The sequence below is a fragment of the Pedobacter metabolipauper genome (genome assembly GCF_004362715.1).
In the GTDB taxonomy this organism is placed as follows: domain Bacteria; phylum Bacteroidota; class Bacteroidia; order Sphingobacteriales; family Sphingobacteriaceae; genus Pedobacter; species Pedobacter metabolipauper.
Genome location: NZ_SNYC01000004.1, coordinates 389,075 through 402,025, shown reverse-complemented (window position 1 = coordinate 402,025; position 12,951 = coordinate 389,075). Strand labels below are relative to the sequence as shown.

Below are 12,951 nucleotides of genomic sequence, written 5' to 3'. Positions count from 1 at the left end.
TTTAAGCAACAATGTCTAAACCTGCCATTCATTTTTTTACTGAGGATCTTAATTATACGCTTAAAAATAAAATGCGTATTAAGGACTGGATCAAAGCTGCTATAGCCGCTGAAGGTTTTGTTCTTAACGAACTGAACTTTATCTTATGCTCAGACGAATATTTACTGCGTATAAACCAGGAATACCTGGATCACGACACTTATACCGACGTGATCACTTTTGACAACTCAGAGGGGCTTAAAACGATTCTTGGTGATATCTTTATCAGCGTTGAAAGAATCCAGGAAAATGCAAAGCTTTATCGGCTTACTGTTCCTAATGAATTATGCAGGGTAATGATCCATGGTACACTGCACCTGCTGGGTTATAAGGACAAGACGAAGTCTGATAAGGCTCAAATGACTGAAAAAGAAGATCTTTACTTGTCCTTATTGCCTGTTTCTTAGAAACGTTTCTTTATTTTATTCTCTTTTGGTCGGTTAATTCCTGCTGTTCATCGGAAATAACATCACGCTGGTCTAATAGATTCATTTCCATTGCAACCTTTTTCATTTGTTAATGTCTTATATCCAAACAATTAGGAAATATAAAGAATATTAAAAATGAAAAATTCTATAAAAAAATCAATTTCAGCTATCGCAGCAATCGTCATTCTTGGTACCGTACCTTTTAGATCTACGGCAGCAACACCAGCGTCAGAAAGCATGACCGTATTATCTTCAGTAAAGAACATCCAAAAGATTGTGGTTACCGGTAATGTAGACCTTATCCTTATTCAGTCTGCAGTAGAAAACGTTAAAGTGTATGACAATTACTATTCAAATAATGCGCTTGTTCAACAACAAAATGGCACACTTAGAATTAGTTCTTTCAACTCTGAAAGACTAACGGTTGTTGCCTATGTAAATAACATTTCGTCTATTGATGCTAATGAAAATGCTCAGGTAAGAACCATTGGAAAATTTAACCTGATCAATTTAAATGTAGTCCTTAAAAATAATGCATCGGCTAATATTACGTCTAATACGGTTAACCTGTTTTCATCACTTGATCAAACTGCTCGTTTAAATTTAACAGGCACAACGGAGAATCATATGGTACAGATTGGAAATGCTTCTAAATTGGTTATGGATCAATTTGCAGCGCAGAACACTAATATGGACGCTAAGATTGACACTAAACCTGCATATAAAGTAAACCCTTCATTTGAAGCATTTAGTATAACTTCTGCTTCATTGAGCAAATAAATAATACATTTTGGTTAGGTTAGGTAAGGGCGGATCATTCCGCCTTTTTTATTGCAAATAGATTCCAAAAAATTATTGCTTACTTTTGTAGCAATTTCTTATCTATAATATCGTTAAACACAAACTTTGAGCACACTAATTGCAGCCGAAAACTTAGGCCATGCTTACCACGACGAATGGCTTTTTAAAAATTTAACCCTGGGCATACAGACCGGTCAGCGCGTAGCGTTGGTTGGAATAAATGGCGCCGGAAAAAGTACGCTTTTGAAGCTGCTTGCCGAACGTTTCTCTCCTCTTGAAGGGAAAATTGTAAAGAATAAATTTGTAAAGATTGGCTTCCTGGATCAGGAACCTTCTTTTCCGGACGGCTATTCTATAAGTGACTTCATCTTCTCTTTAGAAAATAAACAGCAACAGCTGATTAAAGCGTATGAAGAGTTGATTGAAGACCCAAATCCTGATGAAAAGACCTTAAATCGTCTGTACGAAGAGTTAAGTGAACACAATGCCTGGGAATACGAGCATGAGATTAAAACTATTCTGAGCAGAATGGGAATAAATCACTTGCAGCAGCAGATCTCTACCCTATCGGGTGGTCAGAAAAAGCGATTAGCTCTTGCAAAGTTGCTGATCGAGGATCCGGAAATTTATGTACTGGATGAGCCTACCAACCATTTGGACATTGATACCATTGAATGGCTGGAGAAGCTATTGACTTCTGGAAACAAAACCATTTTGCTGGTTACACATGATCGTTATTTTTTAGACAACGTTTGTAATACGATCGTAGAATTGGATCGCGGAAAGATTTACAATTACAGTGGTAATTATGCGTATTTCCTGGAGAAAAAATCTGAACGTGAGGCCTCTGATGAAAGTACATTTCATAAAAACAAAAACCTGTTAAAGAAGGAGCTAGAATGGATGAGAAGGATGCCGCAAGCGCGTGGTACCAAATCTCAGGCTAGAATTGATGCATTTTATGACTTAGAAGGAAAAACTAAACAAAGGTCTGACAATCAATCTGTTACACTAAACGTTAAAATGGCAAGACAAGGAAATAAAATCCTTGAACTTGATCATATTGGACAGTCCTTTGACGATAAAAAAATAATAAATGACTTTACCTACACCTTTAAACGCGCCGACAGAATAGGATTGGCCGGAAAAAATGGAACAGGAAAGTCTACTTTATTAAATATAATAACTGGTTATTTAAATCCTGAAAAAGGTAAAGTAAGTACTGGGGACACCACGGTGTATGGTTATTATAAACAAGGCGGACTTGCTTTTAATGAAAAAGAGCGGGTAATCGATATTGTAAAATCTGACGCCGAATATATTAAAATGGCAGATGGTTCTATGATTTCTGCTTCTCAATTACTCACCTTGTTCTTATTTCCACCGAAGAAGCAACATGGGATGGTGGAGAAATTAAGTGGTGGAGAAAAGAAACGTTTACACTTGATGAAGGTGTTGATGCAGAATCCAAACTTCCTGATTTTAGATGAGCCGACCAACGATTTAGATATTGACACCTTAAATGTTCTGGAAGAATTCTTAGAAAATTTCCCAGGAGTTTTAATTTTAGTTTCTCACGACAGGTATTTACTAGATAAAATGAGTGAGCAATTATTCATTCTGGAAGGAAATGGAGAGGTAACTATTTATAACGGAAATTATTCAGAGTATAGAACCAGCTTAGATATCCCTAAAGAAAAACCACCAGTTAAACTAACAAAATCCGATTCTATTGATGCGCCTATAGCTTCAAAAAAACTAAGTTATAAAGAACAAAAAGAGTTGGATGATTCAGAAAAAAGAATGCATGATTTGGAAATATCAATAGATAAATTAACAAAATCACTATTAAAAATAGATAACAAAAACTATTTAGAGATACAATCGGTTACAGAGAAAATTCAATCTGAGCAAAAAGAATTAGATGTGGTATTAGAACGCTGGCTGGAATTGTCTGAATTAAAATAAAAATAACCGGCAATTCTAAAACAGAATTACTGGGTAAAACCCATCATCTGGAACAATTCAGGTGATAAAATTACAACGTTCCACGTGAAACAACACATATATACTTTATGTATATTTATTGAAGTTCCACGTGAAACATATAAACTTCTACTGATGTTTAAAGAATATGACGTAATTGTTGTCGGTGCTGGCCATGCTGGATGTGAGGCCGCTGCCGCTGCTGCAAATCTTGGTTCTTCTGTTCTGCTGATTACTATGAACATGGAAACTATAGCTCAGATGAGTTGTAACCCTGCTATGGGCGGTGTTGCAAAGGGGCAAATTGTGCGGGAAATTGATGCTATGGGTGGTTATTCTGGAATTATCGCAGATAAAACCACACTGCAATTTAGAATGCTTAACCTATCTAAGGGTCCTGCAATGTGGAGTCCACGCGCTCAAAATGACCGCAAAAGATTTGCTGAAGAATGGAGGCTTGCTTTAGAGCGGACGCCAAATGTAGACTTCTGGCAAGATATGGTATCAAGCCTTCTAATTAAAAATAATACGGTTGTTGGTGTTAAAACTTCTCTCGGAGTAGAAATTAGAGGTAAGTCTGTAATTTTAACAAATGGAACTTTCTTAAACGGATTGATTCATATTGGAGAGAAAAAATTTGGAGGCGGAAGAACTGGTGAAAAGGCTGCCACGGGAATTACCGAACAATTGACAACTTTGGGTTTTGAAGCCGGCAGAATGAAGACTGGTACACCTCCCAGAATTGATGGCCGTTCTTTAAATTATAGCTTGATGGAAGAACAATGGGGAGATCAAAATCCAGGAAGATTTTCTTATACTGATGTTGAGCGTCCAACTGAACAACGTTGCTGCTGGATTACCTATACCAATCTAAATGTGCACGAAACTTTAAAAGAAGGTTTTGAAAAATCGCCTATGTTTACCGGCCGAATTAAAGGTCTTGGTCCAAGGTACTGCCCTTCTATTGAAGATAAAATAAATCGATTTGCTGAGCGTGAGCGCCACCAAATATTTGTTGAACCTGAAGGATGGAATACCTGCGAAATATATGTAAATGGATTTTCTACTTCCTTACCTGAAGATATTCAATATAAAGCATTAATTCAAATACCAGGTTTCGAAAATGCAAAGATGTTTAGACCTGGTTATGCCATTGAATATGATTATTTTCCACCTACTCAACTGGGCTTAACACTTGAAACCAAATTAATCAGTAATTTATTCTTTGCTGGGCAAATAAATGGAACTACAGGATATGAAGAGGCTGCTAGTCAGGGATTTATAGCCGGAATTAATGCGCATCAGAAGGTTAATGACCTACATGAACTGATCATGAAGCGTTCTGAATCATATATAGGCGTTTTAATAGATGACCTGGTAACAAAAGGTACTGAAGAACCTTATCGGATGTTTACATCGAGAGCTGAACACCGGTTATTATTGAGACAAGACAATGCTGATATCAGGCTCTCCCCTATTGGCCATGCTTTGGGATTGATCAATGATGAAAGATTAAATCTGGTGAATGACAAGATTGCCAATTCTGATGCGATTGTTGAGTTCTCTAAAAAACAAGGAATTGAAATGACTGCTGCTAATTCTTTACTCGAAGAATTGGGAACAAGCCCACTAAATCAAAATGTAAAATTGTTTAGTTTACTAAGTAGGCCTCAAGTTGGAATAAATGAGATCAGAACGGTTAGTTCTGTCTTCAATGAATATTTAAATAATTTTGATCAGGTTACTATCGAACAGGCAGAAATAAAAATTAAATATGAAAGCTATTTTGAAAAGGAACAGGAGATTGTAAATAAAATGCAAAAGATGGAAGATAAAGATATTAATCCCAATTTTGATTATTCACAGCTTGTATCTTTATCAAAAGAAGCAAGAGAGAAATTATTGAAGATAAAACCGAGAACATTAGGTCAGGCATCAAGAATATCGGGAGTTTCGCCGTCTGATATATCGGTTTTAATGGTTCATATAAGTAGATAACATACAATTATCTGTAAATCAGATAATTGTATGTTATAAATAAAGAAATATTAATGACGCCTTTTAATGCGATTTAAGACACTTTTAAGAATTTTCTGACTTATATATTAAAACAAGCAAAAAAACTAACAAAAAGCATATAAATGGCCAAAATTAGCTTAACACAAATTATAAGAAGTTCTGCTTATCTTATTTCAGCTTTAACCTTATTGTATGGATGTGCAAGCCCTCAACAGATACAGGGTGGCCCAAGAGACACTACTCCGCCTAAGGTTCTAAAAATGAGTCCCGAAAATTTGTCTACAAACTTCAAAGCAGAAAAGATCGTTATTCAATTTGATGAGTACTTCAAAATTCAGAATCAAGTTAAAGAGTTTTCAATTTCTCCGGACCTTGCCATTGCTCCTACTTTAAAGGTAAAACAGAAAAGCTTAGAAATTACGTTTCAGGACACTTTAGAGAAAAATACAACATACACCCTAAATTTTGGAAATTCTATTGCAGATATTAATGAAAGCAATCCTGTTAAAAATTTTACGTACGTATTTTCAACCGGCCCAAAATTAGATTCACTGAGTATAAAAGGAAGAGTGATCAATTCAATTACTGGATTACCTGAACTGGATGCTGTCGCTTTAATCATACCACTTAACCGGGATACGATCTTTGGTAAATACAAACCTTCAATTTATACAACAACAGATAGCAGCGGAAATTTTAGTCTGAATAATTTAAGAGAAGATACCTATAAAATTTACGCCATAAAGGAAAAGAATGGTGACCGAATTTATCAGCAGGCTACTGACGAAGTTGGATTTATTAAGGATTCAATAGTACTAAAAAGAAATGTAGATAGTTTAGTATTAAATATTTTTAAAGAAAATGCATCCAATTTTAGAATTTTAGACCGCAGACTCAACACTGACGGAAGTATATCTTTTGCTTTTAATCAAAAACTAAAACGTCCTGAAGTCAATATCTCAGATCCTGCCGCATTAGATGCCGGTAAAAAAATAAGGTTCTCTAAAAATAATGATTCATTAAAAATTTGGTTAACAGATCTTAGTTTTGATTCTACAAAAATAGTTCTTAAAGACGAAGGCAAACTATTACAAACTACCACAATTACTAGGGGAAAAAAAGAAACCTATAGCCGATCTGTTAATCCAACCTTTAGCCTGGAGAATCGTTTATTAAATCCCTATAAACCTTTAAAAATATACTTCAACCTCCCAATAGAAAATATAGATATCAGCAAGATCACGCTATTGGAAGATTCTGTTGAACGGAAAAACTTTACAGTTAAAAAAGATAGCCTCGACTTTCTTTCCTATGTCTTTGTTTATCCCTGGAAAGCGAAGCGAATCTATGATATAAAATTAGGTGCAGAGGCTGTTTCTGCTATATTTAATACTAAGAATAAAGAGGTGAATACTTCTTTTGAACTAGCCAACAAAGACGATTATGGAACATTAAATGTAAAAGTTATTACCCCTGAAAAGGACAAAAGTTATATTCTTGAAGTAGTTAATGAACTCAAAAATGTAATCAATAAAATTGTTGTACGGCAAGATACTTCTGTTAGTTTTACCAAATATAAGGCCGGTATATACTTTATTCGAATTGTTTATGATACCAATAAAAATGGCAGCTGGGATACGGGTAATATTGCTGAAAAACTACAGCCTGAACGAATATGGTATGAACCTAAAGAACTCTCTATACGTGCCAATTGGGATCGTAATGACGTCATTACGATCCCAAAAGAGTAGTTATTTAAACCACTCTGAATACATAATATAGTTATCCGGAAGCTTATTCAATAAAGCCCTTTGCTCCTCATTAATGGGTTTTATTTTTTTTGCCGGAGTTCCTGCATAAATATATCCGCCTTCACAATAAGTATTTTCCAAGACTACAGATCCTGCAGCAATAATGGTATAATCTTCGACGATAACATGATCCATTACTATAGCACCCATGCCGATCAATATGTGATCATTAAGTGTGCAGCCATGTACGATTGCATTGTGACCTATTGATACCCGGTTACCAATTACCGTTGCTGCTTTTAAATACGTTGCATGGATTACAGCACCATCTTGTATATTACTTTCGTCACCAATGGTAATGTGGTTTACATCTCCTCTGATTACCGCATTAAACCATACTGAACAGTTTTTACCCATTGTTACATTTCCAACAATTGTTGCATTTGGTGCTATGAAACAATCTTCTCCCCAAACCGGATGTTTATCTTTTACTGGTAATATAACTGGCATAACTTAAAAAATGGTATCTGTTAATTCTGACTGATGATTTGGATAATCTGTGGTATAATGTAATCCCCTGCTCTCTTTCCTGGCCATTGCAGATTTAATTACAATATAGGCAACCTGTATTACATTTCTTAGTTCGCAAAGCTTTACAGAAACTTTATTTTCCTTATAGAAATCTTCCGTTTCCTGATATAATAAATATAACCGCCTCATGGCACGCTCCAACCTAAAATCTGAACGGACTATACCCACATAATCACTCATCAATTTCTGCATTTCCCTTAAATTATGTGTAACCAGAATATCTTCATTAGATTGTGTTACCCCATGTTCATTCCATTCCGGAATGGTATCCGGAATAACGATATTCTTGAAATGTTCTACCGCATCTTCATAAATACGATGGGCAAAAACTGGTGCTTCCAGTAATGAATTAGATGCTAACCTGTTCGCTCCATGCAATCCGGTAGATGAACACTCACCACAGGCGTATAGATTCTTTATAGAGGATCTTCCATACTCATCAACCAAAATACCTCCGCACATATAATGGGCAGCTGGCGTAACCGGAATCAGATCTTTGGTCATATCTATTCCAATAGATAAACATTTTGCATAGATATTTGGAAAATGTGCGAGTATATCCGATTTCTTTCTGTTTCGTATATCGAGGTAGACAAAATCTTCACCCGACTTTTTCATTTCTGCATCTATAGCCCTGGCTACAATATCACGGGGTGCTAAAGACCCTCTTTTATCGTACTCATACATAAATTCATCACCATTCTTTCTTCTTAAAACACCTCCAAAACCTCTTACTGCTTCAGAAATTAAGAACGCCGGATACTCTCCCGGATGGTATAATGCTGTTGGATGAAACTGAATAAATTCCATATTCCTCACTTTTCCTTTTGCACGATAAACCATCGCCATTCCATCACCTGTAGCAATGACGGGATTTGTAGTACTGGAATAGATATGTCCTGCGCCGCCGGAAGCCATTATGGTTACCTTTGCTAAAATCTTTTCCACATCGTTAAGCTCTGTGTTAAAGGCATATATACCATAACAGTTGATATCTTCGGTGCTCTTATCAACATGTACCCCCAGGTGATGCTGAGTGATTAGCTCTAAACAAAAGTAATGTGTTAATATCTCTATGTTATCATTTTCATGGATTTGCTTTAGCAGCACACTCTCTATTTCATATCCGGTTACATCTTTATAATGCAATACCCGGTGTTCTGAATGCCCACCTTCTTTTGCAAGATCATATACCCCTTTTTGATCCTTATCAAAGTTAATCCCGTAATCTATAATCTCTTGTATTCGCTGAGGGCCTTCTTTTACTACAATCTCAACAATACTTTTATCACACAATCCATCACCTGCGATCAGTGTATCTTCAATATGTTTTTCAAATGAATCGTCTTTATCAACTACTACGGCTACCCCACCCTGGGCATATTTAGTATTTGACTCATCTTCATTTGATTTAGTAACAATTAGAACCTTACCATGCTTTGCAGCCTTTAAAGCAAAGCTTAAACCAGCTATGCCCGACCCAATAACTAAAAAATCTACTTTTCTCATTGAAATGTGTTAATTACACTACTTTGTTAACAACGTTGATATAATTGTTAATTTCATGTCTAAATAAATAGAACAAATAAGTTTGAATGTTTAAAGCTAAGCTAAAATGGTAATTTGACACAATCTTTTAAGTTATTTTTGAGCAACTTTGCATAGTTTATTAACTTTTTACACACTACCTAACAATACACATTTTGGTATTGATAAGTTTCTGGAGCAAATTATATCAAGTTGGAAATGAGCATATATTTTAAATTAAAATGCATTTTAAATGTTGATAAGTAAACAACAAGTCATAAAATGGCATTTTAAAAAAGTATTTATACACAATACCAACACACTAATAAACAATAGAAATCTATTTATATTAAATAATTATAATTTATTGAACTGTTGAAAATGGATACCTTAGAGGAATTAAATAGAAAAGGTTTTATCGACGAAAAGATTGATCCAACACTTGATCTTTTTGTTGAAATAGAAAAATTAAAAAAGGAGAAAAATGCAATTATACTGGCACATTATTACCAAGAACCTGATATTCAGGATATAGCAGATTATATAGGCGATAGTTTAGGTCTTTCTCAAGAAGCAGCCAAAACTGAAGCTGACGTGATTGTATTTGCCGGTGTTCACTTTATGGCTGAAACTGCGAAAATACTTTCACCGGATAAAACGGTCCTATTACCTGATTTAAAAGCAGGATGCTCATTAGCAGATAGTTGCCCGCCACATTTATTCAAGAAATTTAAAGAAAAGTATCCTGATCATGTGGTGATCACCTATGTGAATTGTACGGCAGAATTAAAGGCTTTGAGTGATATTGTTTGTACTTCTACAAATGCCGTTCAGATTGTGGAAAGCTTGCCTAAGGATCAAAAAATAATATTCGGTCCGGATAAGAACCTGGGAGCCTGGGTAGCTAAAAAAACAGGAAGAGACCTGGTACTTTGGAATGGTGCATGTATGGTTCACGAGATATTTTCCAGGGAGAAAATAACCAAGTTGAAAGAACGCCATCCCAATGCTAGATTCATAGCTCATCCTGAATGTGAAGAAGCGGTGCTGAAAATGGCTGATTATATAGGATCTACAACAGGATTATTAAATTACACGGTAAAGAGTGATGCTAAAGAATTTATTGTAGCCACTGAAAGCGGGATTATTCACCAGATGGAAAAAGCCAATCCGGATAAAACATTTATTCCGGCCCCTCCAAATAACAGTTGTGCTTGTAATGATTGTCCTTATATGAAAAGAAATACACTTGAAAAATTGTATTTGTGTTTAAAAAATGGATTACCGGAAGTAACCGTTCCTGCTGATATTATTGAACTGGCCCGTAAACCGATAGCAAGAATGCTTGAAATATCAGCCCAGCTGGGTTTATAGTTATTGATACTAAAAATAAAAACATGTTTGAAAATAAAGAACGTACAGATATAGCAGAATTGGGGGAATTTGGCCTGATCAAACATTTAACTGATAATTTTAAGGTAAGGCATGAAAGCAGTATAAAAGGAATTGGCGACGATGCTGCAGTGCTTAATTTTAAAGACAAAGAGGTATTAATATCAACTGATCTTTTGTTAGAAGGAATACATTTTGATCTGGCCTATGTACCGCTTATGCATTTGGGCTATAAAGCTGTACAAGTCAATCTAAGCGATATTTATGCGATGAATGGTATTGCTACTCAGATCACAGTTTCTATTGGCTTATCGAGCAAGTTTCCATTGGAGGCTGTTGAAGAAATTTATAAGGGTATTGAACTTGCCTGCAATAAATTTAATATTGATCTGATTGGTGGGGACACTTCCACAAGTAAACAAGGGTTGGTAATTAGTGTAACCAGTATTGGTTATGCCGATAAAAAAGATATTTGTTATAGAAATGGTGCTCAGGAGGGTGATTTATTGTGTGTATCTGGTGACCTGGGTGGTGCTTATGTTGGCCTTCAAATTTTAGAGCGTGAAAAGCTTGTCTTCATTGAAAACCCAAATATTCAGCCTGATCTTGAAGGTAAAGATTATATCATTGAACGCCAGTTAAAGCCGGAAGGGAGAAGGGATATTGTTGATCTGCTTGCTCAGATGGGAATTAAGCCTACATCAATGATTGATGTTTCTGATGGTTTAGCTTCAGAAATTTTACACATTTGTAACCAATCTGAAAAGGGATGCAATCTTTATGAGGAAAAAATACCCATTGATCCGGTTACTTATGAAACAGCCAGGGAGCTGGGCTTAGACCCTACGGTTTGTGCGTTAAGTGGTGGTGAAGATTATGAATTGTTATTTACAATTAAACAATCTGACTACGATAAATTGAAAAATGATGTGGATATTAGTATCATTGGTCATATCACGGATAAAAATTCCGGATGTAACATGATCTCAAAATCTAATGTTGTACATGAAATAAAAGCCCAGGGCTGGAATGCTTTTAGTCTATAGAAGATTCCTCATCAGGTAGGGTATTGTCTAAAAATTTGGTGTCAATTTGTTTGGTTGCTTTGGCACCTAATTTTTTAATTTTTTCTGAAGTATTGGATAAATTACCCGCTCCTGTAGATAGTTTATTTAAAGCCCTGTCATATGCATCCTGACTTTGTTTTATATTTTTACCAATACTTTCCATATCTGTTAAAAAGCCTACAAATTTATCGTACATATTTCCACTGAGACGTGCTATTTCCAATACATTTCTATTTTGTCTCTCCTGTTTCCAAATGCTGGCTATGGTTCTTAAGGTAGCCAATAATGTAGATGGACTTACGATAACTACTTTACGGTCCCAGGCATAATTAAATAGTTCTGCATCTTGTTGTACTGCAATACCAAAGGAAGATTCTATAGGAATAAAAAGCAGAACAAAATCCGGTGAATTGATTTGATATAATTCATGGTAATTTTTTCCGGATAAGCCTTGTATATGACTTTTAATAGATACCAGGTGTTGTTTTAAATATAGTTCTCTTTCTTCGTCCGTATCTGCAGATACCAGTCTTTCATATGCTGTTAGAGACACTTTTGCATCAACAATCACCTGTTTATCATCCGGAAGATCTATAATTACATCGGGTTGAAATCTATTTCCATCAGAATGGTTTAAATTAGTTTGTATCCGGTATTCCCTGTCTTTAATTAATCCGGAACGTTCTAATATGCGTTCTAAAATTACCTCGCCCCAATTGCCTTGTTTTTTACTATCGCCTTTAAGTGCCCTGGTTAAGTTGTTGGCATCTTCCTGGATCTGTTTACTTTGATCCATTAATTGAGAAATTACGCCCTTTAATATGTTTCTTTCATCAGATTCTGACTTATAAACTTTATCTACCTTCTCTTCAAAAGCTTTTATATTTTCTTTAAGCGGATTTAAAATGAGGTCTAAATTAGTACGGTTCTGCTCTGTAAACCGTGCTGTTTTATCATCAAGAACTCTATTGGCTATGTTTTCAAATTCAAGCTTAAATTTTTGCTGCAGATCAGCCAGGTATTTATTTTGCTCTATTTCTTTATTTCGCTGAGCGATCAGGTTTTCTTCGGCTTTGATGGTTTTGCTCCGCTCATTCATATAATTGATGCGCAAGTCATTCAATTCATCTTCAAGCTTTAATTTTTCTTCTTTTAACCAGCTTAATGTTTTCTGATGTTCTGTTTCTTTAAGTTCCAGGAGCAACAAATGGTGTTCATTTTTAACCGGTTTTTTTATGATAATGACAACAGCTACTATTAAAATTAGTAGGATTAGAATGAGGAGAAGAAGATCTGTCATGGTATAAATTTATGTTATTTTTCATTATAATTAAAAAGGGAACGCTTTTT

At 35.3% G+C, this 12,951-nt stretch carries 10 protein-coding genes; 7 read left to right on the top strand and 3 right to left on the bottom strand.

Going from position 1 to position 12,951, the window contains the following annotated elements; all coding sequences use genetic code 11:
- The first annotated feature begins 11 nt into the window (after positions 1–11).
- From ybeY to ATK78_RS08380, 5 genes are all read left to right on the top strand, one after another.
- Complete coding sequence (gene ybeY, locus ATK78_RS08400; protein ID WP_133575642.1) at positions 12–446, top strand: rRNA maturation RNase YbeY; 435 nt, start codon at positions 12–14, stop codon at positions 444–446.
- A gap of 156 nt (positions 447–602) precedes the next feature.
- Positions 603–1,247, top strand: coding sequence for a GIN domain-containing protein (locus ATK78_RS08395; protein ID WP_133575641.1), 645 nt, complete (start codon positions 603–605; stop codon positions 1,245–1,247).
- 126 nt (positions 1,248–1,373) lie between these two features.
- Positions 1,374–3,236 carry an ABC-F family ATP-binding cassette domain-containing protein gene (locus ATK78_RS08390; RefSeq protein WP_133575640.1) on the top strand — a complete coding sequence of 621 codons (1,863 nt, stop codon included), beginning with the start codon at positions 1,374–1,376 and terminating at the stop codon, positions 3,234–3,236.
- A 153-nt stretch (positions 3,237–3,389) separates the two neighbouring features.
- Complete coding sequence (gene mnmG, locus ATK78_RS08385; RefSeq protein ID WP_133576418.1) at positions 3,390–5,252, top strand: tRNA uridine-5-carboxymethylaminomethyl(34) synthesis enzyme MnmG; 1,863 nt, start codon at positions 3,390–3,392, stop codon at positions 5,250–5,252.
- Between the two features lie 143 nt (positions 5,253–5,395).
- Positions 5,396–7,024, top strand: coding sequence for an Ig-like domain-containing protein (locus tag ATK78_RS08380; RefSeq protein ID WP_133575639.1), 1,629 nt, complete (start codon positions 5,396–5,398; stop codon positions 7,022–7,024).
- Here ATK78_RS08380 and ATK78_RS08375 read toward each other — a convergent pair whose 3' ends face one another.
- Together ATK78_RS08375 and nadB are read right to left on the bottom strand one after the other, a co-directional pair.
- Positions 7,025–7,534 (bottom strand): gamma carbonic anhydrase family protein, encoded by a 510-nt coding sequence (locus ATK78_RS08375; protein WP_133575638.1) that lies wholly within the window; start codon positions 7,532–7,534, stop codon positions 7,025–7,027.
- A 3-nt stretch (positions 7,535–7,537) separates the two neighbouring features.
- Entirely contained in the window at positions 7,538–9,124 is a 1,587-nt protein-coding gene (gene nadB / locus ATK78_RS08370) for an L-aspartate oxidase (RefSeq protein ID WP_133575637.1), read from the bottom strand.
- A gap of 399 nt (positions 9,125–9,523) precedes the next feature.
- Between nadB and nadA the strand changes: the two genes are divergently transcribed.
- Both nadA and thiL read left to right on the top strand, forming a co-directional pair.
- Entirely contained in the window at positions 9,524–10,516 is a 993-nt protein-coding gene (nadA, locus tag ATK78_RS08365; RefSeq protein ID WP_133575636.1) for a quinolinate synthase NadA, read from the top strand.
- Positions 10,517–10,539: 23 nt separating this feature from the next.
- On the top strand, positions 10,540–11,580 hold the full coding sequence (thiL, locus tag ATK78_RS08360) for a thiamine-phosphate kinase (RefSeq protein ID WP_133575635.1): 1,041 nt from the start codon (positions 10,540–10,542) through the stop codon (positions 11,578–11,580).
- On the opposite strand, the gene ATK78_RS08355 is transcribed toward thiL, so the two are convergent.
- Positions 11,570–12,901, bottom strand: a complete 1,332-nt coding sequence (locus tag ATK78_RS08355) for a DNA recombination protein RmuC (protein ID WP_133575634.1) — start codon at positions 12,899–12,901, stop codon at positions 11,570–11,572. The two genes, thiL and ATK78_RS08355, sit on opposite strands and share 11 nt — an antisense overlap.
- Positions 12,902–12,951: the final 50 nt, after the last annotated feature.

Bases quoted from the DNA above. Each gene is read 5' to 3' on its own strand.
- ybeY (WP_133575642.1), top strand. From the start codon at position 12: ATGTCTAAACCTGCCATTCATTTTTTTACTGAGGATCTTAATTATACG.
- ATK78_RS08395 (WP_133575641.1), top strand. From the start codon at position 603: ATGAAAAATTCTATAAAAAAATCAATTTCAGCTATCGCAGCAATCGTC.
- mnmG (WP_133576418.1), top strand. From the start codon at position 3,390: ATGTTTAAAGAATATGACGTAATTGTTGTCGGTGCTGGCCATGCTGGA.
- ATK78_RS08380 (WP_133575639.1), top strand. From the start codon at position 5,396: ATGGCCAAAATTAGCTTAACACAAATTATAAGAAGTTCTGCTTATCTT.
- ATK78_RS08375 (WP_133575638.1), bottom strand. From the start codon at position 7,534: ATGCCAGTTATATTACCAGTAAAAGATAAACATCCGGTTTGGGGAGAA.
- nadB (WP_133575637.1), bottom strand. From the start codon at position 9,124: ATGAGAAAAGTAGATTTTTTAGTTATTGGGTCGGGCATAGCTGGTTTA.
- nadA (WP_133575636.1), top strand. From the start codon at position 9,524: ATGGATACCTTAGAGGAATTAAATAGAAAAGGTTTTATCGACGAAAAG.
- thiL (WP_133575635.1), top strand. From the start codon at position 10,540: ATGTTTGAAAATAAAGAACGTACAGATATAGCAGAATTGGGGGAATTT.
- ATK78_RS08355 (WP_133575634.1), bottom strand. From the start codon at position 12,901: ATGACAGATCTTCTTCTCCTCATTCTAATCCTACTAATTTTAATAGTA.